The organism is Paenibacillus luteus, from assembly GCF_006542765.1.
In the GTDB taxonomy this organism is placed as follows: domain Bacteria; phylum Bacillota; class Bacilli; order Paenibacillales; family Paenibacillaceae; genus Pristimantibacillus; species Pristimantibacillus luteus.
The window spans coordinates 76,410-94,203 of record NZ_SKCD01000016.1; the positions used below are offsets into that span (position 1 = coordinate 76,410).

9 protein-coding genes are annotated in these 17,794 nt (G+C 46.7%); all 9 read right to left on the minus strand.

What is annotated here, in order from left to right; all coding sequences use genetic code 11:
• Nucleotides 1–54 precede the first annotated feature (54 nt).
• Entirely contained in the window at nucleotides 55–1,533 is a 1,479-nt protein-coding gene (locus E0496_RS13900) for a response regulator transcription factor (RefSeq protein WP_141502356.1), read from the minus strand.
• Nucleotides 1,534–1,536: 3 nt separating this feature from the next.
• Entirely contained in the window at nucleotides 1,537–3,309 is a 1,773-nt protein-coding gene (locus tag E0496_RS13905; RefSeq protein WP_141502358.1) for a sensor histidine kinase, read from the minus strand.
• 232 nt (nucleotides 3,310–3,541) lie between these two features.
• On the minus strand, nucleotides 3,542–4,585 hold the full coding sequence (locus tag E0496_RS13910; protein ID WP_141502359.1) for an S-layer homology domain-containing protein: 1,044 nt from the start codon (nucleotides 4,583–4,585) through the stop codon (nucleotides 3,542–3,544).
• A 79-nt stretch (nucleotides 4,586–4,664) separates the two neighbouring features.
• The gene (locus E0496_RS13915; RefSeq protein ID WP_141502361.1) at nucleotides 4,665–8,933 is read right to left on the minus strand and encodes a glycoside hydrolase family 3 C-terminal domain-containing protein; all 4,269 of its coding nucleotides are present in this window, start codon (nucleotides 8,931–8,933) and stop codon (nucleotides 4,665–4,667) included.
• A 609-nt stretch (nucleotides 8,934–9,542) separates the two neighbouring features.
• Nucleotides 9,543–11,027: a M56 family metallopeptidase gene (locus E0496_RS13920; protein ID WP_141502363.1), complete on the minus strand. Its 1,485-nt coding sequence runs from the start codon at nucleotides 11,025–11,027 to the stop codon at nucleotides 9,543–9,545.
• A complete protein-coding gene (locus E0496_RS13925; protein ID WP_141502365.1) occupies nucleotides 11,027–11,416 on the minus strand; it encodes a BlaI/MecI/CopY family transcriptional regulator in 390 nt (129 codons plus the stop codon). The genes E0496_RS13920 and E0496_RS13925 overlap by 1 nt, the downstream gene beginning before the upstream one ends.
• Nucleotides 11,417–11,572: 156 nt before the next feature.
• Complete coding sequence (locus tag E0496_RS13930; protein WP_141502367.1) at nucleotides 11,573–12,604, minus strand: DUF4179 domain-containing protein; 1,032 nt, start codon at nucleotides 12,602–12,604, stop codon at nucleotides 11,573–11,575.
• A 79-nt stretch (nucleotides 12,605–12,683) separates the two neighbouring features.
• Nucleotides 12,684–12,929 carry a sigma factor gene (locus E0496_RS13935; protein WP_141502369.1) on the minus strand — a complete coding sequence of 82 codons (246 nt, stop codon included), beginning with the start codon at nucleotides 12,927–12,929 and terminating at the stop codon, nucleotides 12,684–12,686.
• Between the two features lie 353 nt (nucleotides 12,930–13,282).
• The gene (locus E0496_RS13940; protein WP_141502370.1) at nucleotides 13,283–17,584 is read right to left on the minus strand and encodes an alpha/beta hydrolase-fold protein; all 4,302 of its coding nucleotides are present in this window, start codon (nucleotides 17,582–17,584) and stop codon (nucleotides 13,283–13,285) included.
• Between the last annotated feature and the right edge of the window lie 210 nt (nucleotides 17,585–17,794).

Sequence of the window (17,794 nt, forward strand, 5' to 3'; positions counted from 1 at the left end):
AGAGTGACATCATTACAATGACTAAGCGCCCACCGAAAAATAAGAGTTCACCCTTCATGTACCTATCCCCATAGAACGAAATTGACCAGGCGTCAGGCCAGTCTGCTTTTTGAATACCTCTGAGAAATGCCGAGCATGATAGTAGCCTACTCGCTCACTGATATCCTGAATCGATAACTCTTCGTTTAACATCGCCTTGGATTTTTCTATTCGAATTTTTGTCAGATGCTTAATGTAGGAAACGCCCATTTCCTCTTTAAACAAAAGGCTGAAGTAGGTCACGTTCATTCCAACATGATCGGCAACCTCCTGCTGAGTCAGATCACGTCCCAAGTGAGCATTCATGTAAATAGCAGCCTTCTCAACCGCCGCGTGCTTGGATCTCGTTCGAACATCGATGATCCAATGCATGATTCGCTCTATTTCCTCACGCAGCCAGAACATCATCTCTTCTAACGTTTGCATGCCAAGGAGCTTGCGCTCGGGCAGGTGCCCCGGAGGGTTTAGCCCTGCCAAGCTCTGTCCTGTTTCCTTCGCGACCTCGAGCGCGTGAAAAACCATTCTCATCAGCTCAATCCCGGCAACTTCAGGATCGGGCTTCATCTTGCGGAATTCATCCAGATAGTTATCCAATTTATGCATCAAAGCCTCTATGTCACCAATACGCATATCGAATAGCACTTCATCCTCGATTTTGGTCAGATGCAGATTAATAGACTCGGCTTCTCCAAGCTCCCCGAATTTAATCCAGCCCTTATCCTCTAGATAAGTTCCATACCGAAGCGCCCTTTGCGCTTCTTTGTAGCTTATAGAAGCAAGGCTTACTGAGGAATAGGTGTTGCCTGACCCAATCGTCGCCTGCGTGTAGTTCTCCAAACTCTCCGTCCAACAGGCGGATTGCAGATCGAAGTGAAAAACAACGACGAGATGCTCACCTCCGTTCTTAATAGGTACAAGCCGGTAATCTGGCCCATTAGGTAAATGCATGTGCTCGTCCGATAGTGCCAGGACAGTTATACCTTTCACTTTGCAAGCCTCGTGTCCAAATTGTTCTTCCCAGCCGCAAATTGCTTCTTCACCGCGGAGGAGAAGCTGAAGCGTGCTATGAATAAGAAGCTGCTGCTTGCTTTCACGTTTAAGCATGGACATCTCCGATTGCTCCTGAATTCTCACTACTGCCTTGCGGATTCCATCCTTAACTTTCTCCAACGTAATTGGCTTCTCCAAGTAGTCAATTACCCCCAGATTAATCGCCTTCTTCACATAATCGAATTCATTATACCCGCTGAAGACAATGCACATGGTATCAGGAGCCTCTGTTCGGATTTTCTCTATCAGCTCCAGTCCATCTAGACCAGGCATGCGTATATCCGTTATGACGATATCCGGCCGATGCTGCCTAAATATGCTTAGGGCTGACAAGCCGTCTTTAGCTGTTCCTACCAGCTCTACCCCGCATTCCAACCAATCGATCAATTTAATCAAGCCCTTCAGGACAATGAACTCGTCATCGAATAAAACGGCTTTCAGCATGAGCTATGCCTCCCTCGGAAAATGTCTTAATGGAAATCGCAGTTGCACCTTGGTTCCCTCTCCAACCCTGCTATCGATCGTAAAGGAACTAGTAGGTCCGTAGAACAAACTTAGTCTTTCCTTCACGTTTTGCATGCCATATCCCTGTTCCGTCTTAAACAAATCATCCATTCCTACACCGTCATCCTCAACGGTAAAGACAAGAAACTCCCCATCCTTACGTCCGGTTAGACGAATCATCCCTTCACCCACCTTAGGCTCCAAGCCGTGGTAAATAGCGTTTTCAACCAAAGGCTGAAGCAGGAGCTTCATAATCTCAAAGCTGTTGATTTCCTCTTCCAGTACCTCTTCGTATTGAAACCGGTTATCGTATCGCATATTTTGGATAATCATGTAGTGCCTGATATGCTGAATCTCTTTAAACACCGGTATGAGCTCTCTCCCTTTATTTAAACTGAGTTTGAAGCTCTCAGAAAGCGAAAGCGCCATCTGCGCGATATCCTCCTTCTCCTCCAGAAGCGCCATGAAATAGATCGAATCCAGCGTATTATAGAGAAAGTGAGGTTTGATTTGTGCTTGGAGCGAACGCAGCTCCGCCTCTCGTTCCTTAAGCTGAGATTGCAGCAAGCTTTCGCTCAACTGCTGATTAACGACCGCAAGTCGCCTGAAGGTCTGGCTTATCACACCCACTTCATCGGCTGAGAATGTTTCCTTCCCTTCGTTCGCTTGATTTCCCTTCGCCCAATCGACGATCATTTTTTTGAGCTGCAGCAATGGCTTTGTAATAGTGCCTGATACAAAATAGGAGACAAGCAGTGCAATACCTGCCATGAAAGCGGCAAGAAGCAGCGTAATGTCGCCGATCCGATCGGATTGTTTGAGCAGCGATTGGGTTTCGACGAAATAGATGAATATCCAGCCGCTCGTCGAATTATTGTAGACGCTGAAGATGTACCCGGCTTCCCTTAACTTGTCCAGCAAGTCTTCGTAACTGCCATCTAGGCCAATGTTTTCGGTTAATTCAGGCCGGTAATTGTAGACGACCTTAGGCTTCATCATCGATGTATCAAGCACGAGAAAACCACTCTCCCCACTTTCATTCAGAGTCTGCTCGAAGATCGATTTCTTAATGTTAATGACAAGGAGTCCAATCTGGCCTCCTGTTAATTGATTGGGATCACGTAATAATTTTACGCTCGAGAAGGAACTGCCTACCTTGTCTTCCAGTACGTTATAACCAAAGAAGACCTCTTTTCCTTTCGCAGATAGCGTCTTGATGTACCAATCCGTCAAAGGAATTTGCCTCCGGGTGTCATCCGTTCCGTACCTCCCTGCTTGCTCGGAGCGTCCGTAGCAGACGGATCGGTAATTGCGGTCAAAAATGCAGATGGATTCAATATAATGCGTATCGAATAGATTAGAGACAACGATGTTTTGCAGCTTGTTTGCCGTCCGTATATCAATGACCGACTGATCGTTACCATTGCTCCCCCCACTCAATACCAGTTCTTTGCGCAGCTCGTCGTTACTTAAAATGATCCGATTCATATTGATAATGTTGCGTAGGAGAAGATCAGCCACCTCGCTTGATGTTTTCAAGTAGCCTCTGTTCGTTTGCATATGATTTTCAATCAGAGTTTCCTTTGCAATATTGAAGGAAACGTAACCCAATACGAACAATGGAGGCAGCGATACTAAGATCATGGCTGCAAAAAACCTTCCTCTGATCCTTGGCTGGCGAAACAACTGCAATAAGTAGTGAATCCGTGATTTCATGATGATCTTCCTTTAACAAAAATAGTAGAATTAGTCCCGTAAACAAAAGATTCCCCGCCTGCGAGAGAAAAACCTCTATCGTCAGATCAGGGAATGAGTCGGCCTGTCAAAGACCACTTATATGAACATTATATCAGGGAGACCCTAGCTGCGCATGGGCGCATTTTCAGGTCAAGTCCGCATATATCAGGTTTTATTCGATCTGTCCCCCCTTGTTGTCCCTTCAATTTGTTTACCCCTTGGCTAAATAATCGACGATTCTCAAGACTAGCGTTACCGCCTCCGCCCGGCTTGTATAAGCAGCAGGAACGAATAAGTTTTTGCCACGTCCATTGACAAGCTCGGCATTAACCGCTGCCCAGACGTATGGCCTCGCCCAAGATGGGATGCTTGCCGCATCGTCAAAAGCAATCGTTCCAGATTCCGTCGTATTCAGCTTCAACAAGCGTGCCGCAATTGTCGTCATTTCTGCTCGGGTAATCGGCTGATTTGGCCGGAACGTATTGTCGTCAAAGCCCTTAATCCATCCCTCAGCAGCCGCTATCGACACAAAAGGTATCGCCCATTTGCCGATCTTATCGCTATCTTTGAAGAGTAGCTCTGAACTCGTAGAGTCCGATGCCACGTTTAAGCCGCGTGCCAGCATCGTTACGAATTCCGCGCGTGTGACATTGCGACTTGGTTTAAAGGTTCCATCTATATAACCTCTAATGATACCAAGTGCTGCTGCTCTCTCGATAGAAGACTTCGCCCAGTGACCTTCAGGTACATCTTTAAAAGCGATAGAGTTTGTATTGGATACGAGAATAGACGCCCGTGCAGTGAGCGCAACTTCACTAGCTGTCTTGTTTTTATCCACAGTCTTGATCCTCGTGAGGTCAATTTCGGACCTTCCCGCTTCAAGTGATTTGAATGTCAAGGTTGCCAGATCTGATGAACCGCTAACCCCCTTCGTAGACGAACCTACTTTCGTAAAAGCAAAAGTGATGACGCTATCCTTGACGATCGGAGGAACAGCGAATCCATCACCAAGCGAGCTGGACGCCTTGACGAATTGCCATTTCACCGGAGAATATGCAAGATTAATTTCATATCCAAACATATCTTGTAAATGGTCGGCATGAATGATGACTGAAATCTCATCTCCGACTTTTGGAAGATAGTTGCTTGCCGTTATTGTAAAAACGGGCTTATCTACAGCAGTTGCAGCTCCAATTGGCATGATTAATAACAAAATAACAATGGATAGCAAGGAATACAGTATTCGTGATGCCATAACGTAACCGCCCTTTCAAAGATAACGGAGAAGAAGACAGCTGCCTGTCTTCCTCCCGTTTCTTATTTTACTTATGAGATCAATGGTTGAGAATTTTTAGCGCAAGCCATACAAGATCCTCGATATCGATTTTGCCGTCAGTATTGTAGTCGTATTGCTTAACGAGATTCCATTCGGCATCGGTTGATTTCACGCCATATGCCTTAGCCACAATAGCCAGATCGCCTACGGAAAGCTTGTTATCTCCGTTGTTGTCCCCAATTACCGCTGTAATTACAGACTGCTTAAAGGCTTGCAGAGCGACATTGAGTGCCGACGCTGCTTGTTGAATTTCGGAAGCGGTCGCCTGGCCGTTGTTGTATACACTCAACGCCAAATCGATCGCAGTTCGCAGGGTCAATTTGGATCCGATCGGATATTGGCCGACCTGAGTGCCTTCTACCGCTGCCGAGTACAGAGTCTCGCTCTCGTGAATCAAGCTATCCAAAGCACTCCGATCAATGACATCAATCTGTACCGTGTACGTGGAACCGCCAATCGTGCTTTCTTGTCCGACTTCATCAGCGACTATTACATTATCAATCGCAAGGTTCGTGAAGCCTGCTTCAGCGTTATTTCTTATCTTAAATTGTAGATTTGCAAGATTACCATTTGGATTGGTTCGGGCATCTCCCAAACGCACCGATATGAAACGAACTTTGCCATTAACCGCATCGGGTTGATCTCCAACGATGAGATATTTGCTCTCGTCCAGGGAGGATACGGAAACAAAGTCCAATTTAGCCGGATCATACACGACTGTTACATCCTCTGCGAGTACGTTCTGCCCGCTAACATTGGACAATCCGTATTTCACATCCAGCGTAGCTCCTGAATTCACCGAAGTTGGTCCGGCCAACACACCGGAGGCACTTAGGTCTGCAGCAGTCACTTGAAGCGAGTCGATTCGCAGATTGGCTGCCTCGAATACCACATAAACAATTTGCTCGCCTGCAGGTGCGCCTTCTACATCCGCCATAACGTCCTGATACCCAAGCTCGTTGACAGTCTGGCTCGCTGTATTAGGCATCTTGTAGGTCGTCTTGCCGGTAACTGGAACGACGATTGTCGCAAAAGGCTTGGCAGATGGCGAACCAGCGCGCAGCGTGATGTTACCACCAGCTCCATCGCTTCCCACTCTGGCCGTAATCTCCTTTGCATTTGAGAAATTAGCTTTAGGGAGCGCAACCCAGGATCCTGCATTTTTAGACATGACAACGTAGTATTCTCCAGCGATTTTGTCAGATTTCAGGCTCTCAGTAGTCCGTGCTTTGGATGCTTCTCTGTATACTACTGCACTTGAATCATAAGAATGGTCGAAGACGTTAAAACGATCGGTCGCATTCAGCGACGCAAGCGACTTGCCAGATATCGTAATGTTCCGTACAGCCCGAATATCCTCGGAGGAACGTCCAATCATGAGCGTATATGAACCATCCTCAACGATATATTCCCCACGGTTGACATCCCAAATCGCGAGGTCCTTCGGATCAAGGGATAACGTCACAATCGAATGTTCGCCTTGCGTCATTGAGACCTTGTCATAGGCAATCAACTTCTTGATCGGAGCCGCTGCGCCATAGGATGAATTATTTTTTCTTGCGTAAAGCTGAATGACTTCAGAGGTTGTGATTGAGCCCTCGTTCGTCAACTCCACGGAAACGTTAAAGGTCTGATCGCTTACTGCCGTCGCCGGAGCGGAGAAATCCTTGTACGTGAACTCTCCGTAAGAGAGACCGTGTCCGAACGGATAAGTGACATTTGCATCCGTATACATGTAAGTCAGCTTTGCTTCTACCGGATCTGCGTTCGACATGTCGGATACGAAGCGCGGATCAAGCTGGCTAAGATTTGTGACCGTCGTGTTGCCTTCCGGGATTGAGTACTTGTCAATGGCAGGCAAAGCCGACATGTCGGCATACCAGGAAGCCGAGAGACGGCCTGTCGGTGCATAGTCGCCGAAGAGTACATCCGTCAAGCCTTGAGCATCGAATTCTCCTGCGTACGGCTGCGTAACGATCGCGGATACGTTAGGATCATTTTGAATTTCTTCCATAATAACAGGCGAGCTAGCGATTAGAACGACAATGGTCTTCTTATTCTTAGCTTTGAAGGCTGCTGCCACGTTCTTGACGATCTTGTAATCGTCATTGCCGAGGTATAGGTCCGCCCGGTCGCTTCCTTCGCCACCACTATTGCTAGGATGAGCCCCGACAAATACGAGAGCGTAGTCCTGGGTGTCTGCCATTTCAGCAATGTCTATTCCCTTGCCAGCTTCCTGAACAACGGTCTTCTCAAACTTGGTGTTCGTCGAACGGGAATTGAAGTTCGCAATCGTACCAATGGCCGCCGAAGCGGTCGTTACTGCGCCGTCGGTGCTGGTCGTAAGCAGCCGACCGCTAAACAAGCCAGTCTGAATCGCGAGTCCGCCAGAAACGATCGAATTCTTGCCATCTCCATCTAACTCAAATCGAAGCTTCGGTGGCACCGTGCTGTTCGTTGCCAGAGAAGTCAGCGTGCTCCAATTCGAATTCGTCAACGTCAAGTTAGCCGAAGCCGTATTGCCCACGGCAGAACTATTCGCAGTCGGCGCTGTCACCCACAGGTTGTTGGACTTCGACTTAAGGCTTGCTGCATTCTGCCCCCAATCGTAATATTCAAACAATTGAGCGGTACTGAACGTATGGTCTGAAGTTGAATAGTTTGCGTTTAATTGTGCTCCTGTACCTGTTCCAGCCGTCAGATATTTGCCGTTTGCTTCCGACTTCAGAGCGATGACCTCGCTGCCCGTCGTAAACTTGGCATGATCAGCACCGATCGTCTTCAGGATCGAGTACAGCGGAGTCTTGCCGGAGTTGTCGATGTTCGGCGTGCTGGCCGCATAGCCGGGACGCATCCGCATATCCGCGTAAACACCAACGATTCCTGCCTTGTTATTCTTGGACAGCGGCAGCGCCTCGTCTGTGTTCTTCAATAAAACGACAGTCTCTCTAGCCGCCTGAAGCGCGATTTCTTTATGCTCTTGCGTGTTAAAATCAGTAAGCGACTTCGAGACATCCTTCGCCTGGGAGGCAAATGGATAATTCGTCGGAATGCCGTTTCCGTCAGGCTCATTAAAGATTCCGAGTCGAACAAGCTGATTCACGAGCGGACGTCCCGCTTCCTGAACATCCTCTAGCCTAATGTCGTACAAGCCTTCTTTGACCGCGTTCGCGAGCGTCACGACATCAGTCTTGTCCGTCCCGCTTGCCCGGACAGATTCCGAATGCGCGAGCACCATCAACGCGAGTGCATGCTTGCGATCAACTGTATACTGTGAATCATATCCGTTGCTGAAGCTAGTGTTAAACAGATGGTTCTCGCCGTTGAAGTCCGGCGAAGAATACATGCCGTACTTTGCTATAGTGTTGCCGAGAATCATATAAGGCGAAATAATGTTAGGCACGCCGTTCGTCCGTCCAAACGAAGTCATTACCCCCGCAACCGAGCCGGACTCAAGTCCCTTAAACGCTGAAGGTATTTGGTATTCGTAAATCGCGCGGGCACTAGCAGCCGTACTGGAAGTCTGCCTAAACCATTCCGAATTGTATAAGGAGAAGTGCTTCGTTCCGACGACCGCCCGCTGCCAGAACCCATCCTCACTTGATTGCTGGTTCGTTCCTGCCAAACCAGCCGCCAAGTTGTCGATTAAAGTAGCTGATAAGTATGGATCCTCGCCGTACCCTTCCGGCGTTCGTCCGTTGAGCGGGTTGACACGCACGTCCGAAATGGCGGTAAAGGCGATTGAACGAGAGGTATTGCTGCCGTTATGAATGTTAGCCGTCCCTTGCTTGACGTTCAACTGACTGATCTTCTCACTACCCATGACTTGTCCAATCTGGGTATTTAGCTCCTTGTTCCACGTTTGGCCCAAGCCGACCGCTGCTGGGAAGTCTGTGGATACGCCCATCACATTATCCGCTGCGGCCAATCCCCCAGGAATCGTCCTGCCCAAATTCCCGTTGTTATCCGCGTTGTTCATAACAAACGTATAGTTGTCTCGGATGCCAGTTGCGTATAGCGCAGCACCTTCTAACCCAATGTAATCGTAATACGCATCAACGAAAGCGTCCAAGTGACTAGGAATGCCATCAAAAATCGGCATTCCGTTAAAAATGCCACCGGTTTGTGCCTTAAACGTAATTCCGCTACCTGTATCGGCGGCAAGAGCCGTCGGAGGCATAACTTGTACTAACAGTCCCACCGACAACACACCAGCCATCAGCGTTGAAATTACTTTTTTCCTTTTTTTGGTGACCGCATAGCTCATTCGCGCACCTGCCATCTCATTAGATTTTGGTTAAGGCCAATTGAAATAAGGCTCCATGCTTTTCAAGACACTTTTGATGCTTTCCCCTCCCTTTTGAAACACTGTCTACCTTGGATGACAAATTAATTGTAAGCGATTCCTTTTCATCTTATAAGTGCGCTATTTATTTGTTTCAGTCCTTATATTTTGGATTTAGATACCGGAGAAAACTCGTGACACAGCTTATCGATTAAGATGATTCGGTCCTTGATCCTTGATTGTTTTGGGTGGAGAATCCGGAGATGTGTTTCAGATTAACATGAAGAAGTAGGCATTTTACGCAAAAACAAATAGACCGCCTTTAAAGGCGGTCTATTACTCGGAGAGTCATGCTGACGCACGGCTCTCTTGGCATTGCACGCTATTTCTCGAACAATTGAAACATAAATTTCAAGGGACTTAAAACATCATATCATCGTTACAACTGCAATATTCTTTCCCGACCAAAGCTTAAAGTTATAGCCGGATTCGAGCAATGCCCAAGGTGCCTCGTCCACTATATAAGCCACATCTGCAGCGCGCTAACGATTTACTTTTCCTCGTCCCTCAAACAGTAACCAAAAAACTTGTTTAGCTTTGCCCTTCTGAGTTCTTAGATTTCCTTCTTAAAATAAGCTCTTGATTCAATTTATACTTTTCTTCATTGAACCTTTCAAGCAGCAATTCACTATTTTCCACTTTGCTCCATTTAGCTTCATCAAATTGAGCGATCAACTTGCCCTTTTGTTCCAGTTCATATAATACCCTTTGAACCGCAGGGTCATTTGAATCTTGTTGGTCTGCGTAATGTGCGGTTTCGATAGCAAACATGTCTTTGTACGCTGCAAAAGCTTCATCAAATTGTTCAAGGGCACTTTTTGGGTTTAATTCTGCTTCCAAATCGGCAGCTTTAGTCGCCAACTCCTTCAACCTCTGCTCATCCTCTGTAGTTGCGCCGGGCGCATCAGCAATTTTCTTCTGTGCTTCATAGCTTTCAATTACATCATGCGAATCAACTTGTTTGCCGTTTAAGCTGGAATAAATCGTACCGGGTTTCAAAACTGCGTCGCTACCGTTGGAGACGGTTGAACAAGCAGCCAACACGCCAAGTATAAGGATAACCGTACAGAAAAGGGGGATGCCGTTTCTTCTTTTCTTCATACTTAGGATAGACGTGAACCTTTGTTTCATCGTATGTTTTCCTCCCAAAAAGCTCGTGGATAGCACCAAAAAGCGAGAGCTCGGCTTCTGTATTGCCGATAAAATAGCTTCGCAATATCGTTTGCGATAAGCCAGGCTTTGTTTGCTGACAACCGTATCGTCACAATACAATTCAATCTCCCGATTTGCTTCCCGTACTAACAGCCATACAAACGGATTAAACCAATGCAAAGCATTCACCGTCAAGAGCAGCAGCTTATACAGCATGTCACGATGCTTATAATGAACTATTTCATGTTTGATAATGAATTCCAGTTCCTCGTCGGAATATTGCTCATGCGGCAAAAACAACATCGGTTTTCTGAAACCAACAAGCATCGGGTTTGGAACTTTTTCGCTGGTGACTACAGCTATAGCCGAAGGTACGTCCATTGCAATCATAATGCTATTAATCCGAGAGGCAACTTGGCTGCTCTCTATGGGCCTGCTCCAACAAAGCGCTTGCTTCCGGAACGAATAGTACCCCGCTGCATGGTAACTGAAAAACAATGCACTCCCAATAAGCCAGATCAAGATTAGGATGAAAAAAAGCAAAGAGGCCTGCGTGACCGGTTCGATGGCTGCCTGAACAGGTAGTGCGGCGATAGGCTGTTCAACTCGTGTGTTTGCTTGCGAGATGCCTTGAATGGCTTTATTCATAACTGAGTTATCGGGTAACTGGACCTTTATCCCTATATTTTCAAATGACAAATTGAATGGCAATAGCAACCGGATAGCCATAATCATCCATATCCAGTAAGTCCATTTTGCCGTATAGTGTTTACGCAGCAAGGGAGTCAAGAGAAGCAAGCTTAAAATGAGCAGACTAGTTGTAACCGAAATCGTCAGATAGTCTATAAATAGGCTTGTAAGCATCACGTTTCCTCCTTTTCCACTTTATCAATTAACTCCCGAAGCTCAGAAAGATCGGTTTTATTAATCGCTTTTCCATTATAAAGGGACATAACCATGTCTTGAACTGAATTGCCGAACAGCTTTATTAATGTAGACTTGCCTTCGCTCTCCTTATATTCGCTTTCCGATACAGCGGAACAATATCTGTTATATCGTCCTTCTTTCTCGCAATAGAGAAAGCCCTTATCAATCAATCGCGCAAGCACGGTCATAAGGCTAGGCAATGACCATTTTCGTTTATCCCGCAGTTGGTCCAAAATGTAGGAAGAACTGACTAATTGGCCATTCCTCCAGATCACCAGCATGATTTCCAATTCTGCATCCGGCAGTCGTTTCAGTCTATTTTCCACCAATCAACCCTCCCTATTATACAGTTGTATAATCAAGACGCTCATGATCCACAAAAGGTTGCGGGGGCGTTGAGAAAAATTGGATAAATCCCCATTTCAACGGCATAAGAAGAAAGCTTCCAGTACGATTTGTAGTCTTTTCGTGGCGCTTCAACTCTACAACTCGACCAGTAACCCATTGATACGAAGCTCTTTTATATTTTCAATTTTAGTTGGCGAAGTCGGGAAGTATTTGATATACGTTTCCCCGTTTGTTTCACCTATTACCGCATGATTGTAAGTTATTTTAGTCCCATCATCCATTGTTGCTTCGATATCAAATCGATCCGAGTCCTTTATATTCCCTCTAATCTCTATCCCTAATGGCTGAATCGTGATTTCATCGAGCTTACTATTGCCCAATTCAACATCCCTGATCACTCTCTTTGATTTATCCACTGCTTCAATCTTAAACGTAGTTGCCCATTTTCCTTCTGTATAGTTATTGTTTTTTACAAAAGAACCATACAAAGAATAGTTTGAAACTTCCTGTGGCTCTATATCATAGATATATTCTAGATATTCTCGGCCATAGGCTGTGCTTCCCTGCTCATCGATTCCAAATGCAACACTACTCGACTCTATTCGATCTCCTCCAGCGTTCAAGAGATATAGAAAACCGTGATCATCCCTCGTGTCATTCCATTTTGTTTGAATATGAAGTCTCCCATCCACATAGCCGATATTCGTTATTTTCACAAAATCAATATTTGGTATTTCAATGCTTTTCTCGTCGACGTTCAAAATATTAATGATGCCCTTCTCTTCTAATTCAGGGAATAAGTCACCACTGCCTCCAGGGATATTTCTCATGTTTAGCGAAATCACTCTAGGAGAATAGTTAATGACATCCGCTAAAACAACTTGTGTTTCCATATCCTTAAAATATTGTTTATCACTTAAAAATGAACTAACGCGAACCGTAACTTTTTTCCCGTTCAACTTATTGCCGCCATTAGCAATCATTCTTATGGTTGCCGTATTTGTGGACTCGTCATAATGAACCAGCTCATGAGTAAACATAGTTGCACCGTTAATCGAATAATTGTACAGATCCATTGTTTTATCGATACGCTCACCCGTTAAGTCCCTCATGGTCAAATAAACAATCAACGTTTTATCATCATTCATTGCTGCAATGACTTCCATTTTAATTCCATTGTCTTCCGAAGTCAGCTCGATTGGCTGTAAAAATTGAAAGATCGGTGTGCCGCTTATGGTTATTAATTTATTGATACTGCTGATAGTTTTTACAAACATTGATCGCTATTTTCATAATCCATGTTTTTTCATTAGCATGGCCTTTGAATTGCGAATAGCTTTTATAAACTTTAATTAACGTATCCTGAACGGCATCTTCTGCTAAGCGAATATCTTTAAGATATAGAAAGCACATGCGAAGCAAAGAGTTTCCATATTCCGCTATAATCCTTTTCATATCTAAATATTCTTCTCCTTCTGAACCCAAAATCATTTACTTCCCTCCTCCTTATATCTATTAGACACATGAAACCCCATTTTTCTTTCATATTTTTTTCATTTCGCATGTGGCTTTTTGCCGCCCTCCGGTGTCTAAGGAAATGTAAGGCCAAGAGGAGGTTCTTACCATGTCAGGAGCTCATGTCAGGAACTCATGACAAACGCCCTGTTTATCCGAATCTTCCAACCTTTCATCAAGCACAGCACTTTAAATATCTTTGAACCATGTGCAATGGGTCGAGTATGTAAAGAACAAATCCTAACCGTTCTAGCTATTAAAAAAAAGGTGCCCCAAGAGCCAATGGCTTTTGGGGCGCCTTTTCATAACTTCCTAATCTTTTGCTTTGCTTAACGTAAGGCTTGAGTCAAATTGTAAACCATCTGAGCCGCCTCTGCGCGAGTCGCTTGGCTGAGCGGGGCCAGCGTTGTATCGCTTGTCCCTTTGATCAGACCAAGTTCAACAACCTCATTCAAGGCTTGGCGTGCCCAGCTATGAATCTGCGACTCATCGCTAAAGCTGCCTAGCTTATCCGTTTGGGACGGTTCATGCTTCGTCTTCCATTGATAAGCACGATAGAGCATCACAGCCATTTCCTCTCGAGTAATCGTGTTATGCGGAGCAAATGACTGCTCGCTCATCCCGCGAACAAGACCGGAATGGAATGCTGCCGCAACCGGTGCATAATACCAGCTGTCCGACGATACGTCCTTGAATGGAAGCTCCGTTCCATTCTCGTCCAAACCAAGAGAACGAACCAGCAGTGCTGCAAATTCCGCACGTGTAATCTGACGATTCGGTGAATATTGCTCATCGCTCGTGCCAACTACTACATGCTGAGCTGACAATACCTCAATGGCCCGATGAGCCCAGTGGTTATCCTGAACATCTTTAAATACTTTTGTGAATGCAAGTACTCCGTATGCGCTGAAATGCTCCAGATCGGCCTGAATCATGCCGCTTGCAGCATCATAAGTGCCGCCAATAAACGCCAGCTTATTATCTGAAGTCAAGTGGTATAAGCCAGTTAGCTCATAATCGGCATTAGCGTCTGCCTTCAGGCTTACTCGTACAGCCTTCGTGAACGGTACGTTTAATGGACGTGCTGTTCCATTCTTCATAACGGCGGTTAGCTGGAAATCCACGAGTTTGCCTGCGGATGCCCATTGTCCATTCCACTGCGATTTGGCCTGCTTCAACCATGCAGACTGATCAGCCTGGGACAACTGGTCAACTTTCCAAGCCAGCTCCTTCAGCTGCTCCAAGCCTACTGATTCGCTTAGCTGCTTCAGCGTTTCATAAGGGATCTCCAGCTTGCTGTTATCCCCAGCTTTTAGCTCAAGCCCCGTTTGCGCTGCCAATGCCTTCTGGATATCGGCAATGCCCACGACGCCAACATTCGACTCATTCGCCGGCGGCGTAACTACGCCTCCGTTGCTAGGGTTTTCGGTAACAGGTCCGCCATCGCCAGAAGAAACGGTATACGTCATTCTGCTAAGCTCGAAGCTGCGATCCAGGACAGCCGATGTCAGAACAGCCTCATATGTCCCTGCTGTCATAGCTTGCGGTACAATAAATGTGCCAGTGAAGCCCTGGGCTCCCTTCGTTGATTCCTCCGTTTGATAGCTATAAAGCTTCTCCCCGCTAGTCTTGTTGTAGAAGTCCACCGTAACCGGAAGCTTCAATACCGGATGCTGATCCTTTACATAGACAGAGGTTGGAATGTCGTTTGCATAAACTGCAAGCGCTTCGGTGCTGAGCAATTCATAGGTCAGCTCCGTTGTTTCTCCAACAGCCTCCACCTTGACTTTGCCGCTCAATACGTCATTGCCCACGTTCGCCGAACGGAAATGAGTGCTATGCTGGGCAAAGGACAGGTCAATCGATTTGGTATAAAATGCGCTGTCATGCGCACCGTCTCGCACCTCAGCGTAATGCGGCACTCCAGCATTCATCAAATATTTATGCAGCGTGTTGACCGGAAGGTCGAAGCTGTACACATCCAGATTGCCTGAGTCAAAATAAATCGAATAGCTCTTCAATGCTTCCACGGGATAATCCGTTACGATTTTTACAGGGAATTGGCCTGTATTCGTCATGCTTAACGCACCCATATGGCTGGCTACACTCGAGAACTGGTCCGGGTACTGGAATCCGATGACGAAAGCGCCGAAACCGCCCATCGAAACTCCCGAAGTCCCTCTGTAACGGGCATCATCAATCGTGCGATATTGGGTATCTACAAGCGGCACCAAATCCTTGGTCACCATATCCTGCCATTTCACGCCATTCGCTCCGGCGCCATTAACCCAGAAGCTGGTACCGCTGGAATCCGGAATGACAACGATCATATCCTTTATCGAACCTTGCTGTATGCCTTTGTCCAAAATTTGATCAATCTTGTCAATTTCAAACGACTCGCTGTCGCTATTGAACTGGTGGAGCAGATATACGGACGGATAACGTTTGCTTGGCTGCTCCAGATAGCTAGGCGGTAAATACACACGGTATTTGACCATGCGATTAGCGCTCTCGGAGAAAAACTCCGTGACATAGAACAGCTTTTGATCGCCGGTTTCCTTCACTGCGCCATTCTCATACTTGTAATACTGTGAGACAACCGATTGTTTAATGGTCACCGTCTCATCCTGAACATTCTTTCCTGTAAGCGTCACGTTTGCGGTGTACAAATATTTGCCGTCAAGCTCAAATACATAGGCCCCTTCAACCTGCGCTTTCACATCTGTATATCCCTTAACAAGCCCGGCCATTTGATCGATGCGCTGCAGCTTGTCATACCCCTTCTCGAAATAGCCAGCCGACAGCGTATTTCGATACGCCTGCATCTCTTGGCTGCTAATGGCATTCAGTTGCTTCACAGCCAGCGCTTTGACGTCGGCAACAACGCTTTCGCTAGGCACTTTAGAAGGAAGCTTATTCACTTTTTGAAGCGCTGCTTTCGTGTAAATGCCAATGGGCCCGGAATACCAGCCGCCGCCTCCGTTCTGATTGTACAAACGAACCGAAATTGTATTGGTCTCGCCTCGTTTCAGGAGGCCTGAAGGTACGCTGTATGATCTGGAGGCTGCCCAGAATGAGCTTGTATACTCTCCATTATCGTTAAAGCCTGTTTTGCCAACTAGCTGGCCATTAATATAGGTTTGGTCAGCGTCGTCAATTTTGCCCGCAAGCAAAGTTAAATCCTGATCCGGGAAATCAGCCGGTACTGTAAACTCCCTGTAATACCAAGCGGCGCCGTAATAATTATTGAGACCGCTGTAGCCTCCGAAGCCATCTGTCCACCAGTCCAAGCCGGGCTGTACCGTGCGCCAGTCTCCGTTCTGAAGATTAGGAGTCAAGCCATTCACCGTGCTGCTAGGGAAGGTGTCCTTCGTGAAGAACCAATCGCCAAGCAGGTCAATTTGAACATCCTCAGCCGCACTCCCCATTGGTGTTACCTGAATAAGAGGTTTGCTTCCAAGCGCATAAGTCATCCCTAGCAAACGTGCGCTAAGTGTGACATTATAGCTTTTATCCTGGCCAAGAGCTGTTACCGGAATCGTAAAGCTTCCCGTAAAGCTGCCCTGCGCAGATCCCGTGATCACATCGCCGAGATCAACAGAGTCACTATACAGCGCCACTCCGCTTACATCGGTGACCTGGACAAGGGTATTCAAATGAAAATTGCTGCTGGTCGTTTGATTCAGTACATAATTTGCGGCGCTAGCTCGGTCCAGATTGACTGTAAAATCAACCTTTACCGTCTGCTGGCCTACGTTAATGGCCTGCGGCGCAGCCGTGAAGCTTCCTTTCACTAGGCTGCTTCCGAAATTGTTGCTGTGCATCATAAACGAACGATCCAAATAATTTAGATAGTAATCTGCCGTATGGCCGCCCGGTCTCATTTGGTACTCATGAGCGACCTTCGCCCCGCGAAAATAGGCATGGATATCATTGGTAGAACCGTCCGCATACGTACTCGGATCTTCCGTTCCGCCATCCAAATAGTATTTATAAGCCTTCTGGTCCGCTGCGCTCATCGCTTTAATCGTCTCTAGCGGCTGCAGTCCCTCTACCTTCCTGTCGAGCGCCCCCATGTGGCTGCCAATCGAGCTGAACAGCTCGGGGTGCTTGAGGCCAAGCACAAAAGCGCCATAGCCGCCCATCGAAACACCGCTGATGCCTCGAAATTTTGCCAGCGGAATCGTTCTGTAAGTGTCGTCGACATGCGAAATGAGATCGCTTACAAGCATATCCTCCCAAGGAGCGTCTGTCCGGTTAACGAACCAGCTGTCTCCGCTTGTATCCGGCATAACGACGATCATTTTCTGCATCAGCCCTTGGGCCATCCACTCATCCAGCTTCTTGTCTACAGCCGCATCGGCGAACTGCTGGCTAGAGCTGTCCTCTTGGTGCAGCAAATAGACAACCGGGTAACGCTGCTCATTATCCGCATACCCCTCCGGCAAATAAATGCGGTAAGTCATTTCCTTATCCATACTTACTGATTGGTACGATTCTACAATAAAACGGGCATTGGCAACCTCTTCTGCTGCCTGAACGGATAATGTGGGCAATCCTGCCATCATGACAAGGACAGCCAGCATCATGGTGTACACCCGCTTGGCAAGCGGCTTATTCCAACTGTTCAATTGTATTTCCTCCCCTGCTTGGTCTATCTTTCCTCACAAACTATAGCACTTGCCAAGCAGCAGGTTAATGGAATAAGTGCGGCATTTTGGTATTATCCGCGCTTTATCGGGACGAATCCCGTTCATGGCATAACAAGAAGACCGTCCCTCACTGGATCATGAAGTGGCGGTCTCATTGCATCATATATCATATTAAAATGTGCCAATCTC

Bases quoted from the DNA above. Each gene is read 5' to 3' on its own strand.
- E0496_RS13900 (WP_141502356.1), bottom strand. From the start codon at position 1,533: ATGCTGAAAGCCGTTTTATTCGATGACGAGTTCATTGTCCTGAAGGGC.
- E0496_RS13905 (WP_141502358.1), bottom strand. From the start codon at position 3,309: ATGAAATCACGGATTCACTACTTATTGCAGTTGTTTCGCCAGCCAAGG.
- E0496_RS13910 (WP_141502359.1), bottom strand. From the start codon at position 4,585: ATGGCATCACGAATACTGTATTCCTTGCTATCCATTGTTATTTTGTTA.
- E0496_RS13915 (WP_141502361.1), bottom strand. From the start codon at position 8,933: ATGAGCTATGCGGTCACCAAAAAAAGGAAAAAAGTAATTTCAACGCTG.
- E0496_RS13920 (WP_141502363.1), bottom strand. From the start codon at position 11,027: ATGCTTACAAGCCTATTTATAGACTATCTGACGATTTCGGTTACAACT.
- E0496_RS13930 (WP_141502367.1), bottom strand. From the start codon at position 12,604: ATGGAAGTCATTGCAGCAATGAATGATGATAAAACGTTGATTGTTTAT.
- E0496_RS13935 (WP_141502369.1), bottom strand. From the start codon at position 12,929: ATGATTTTGGGTTCAGAAGGAGAAGAATATTTAGATATGAAAAGGATT.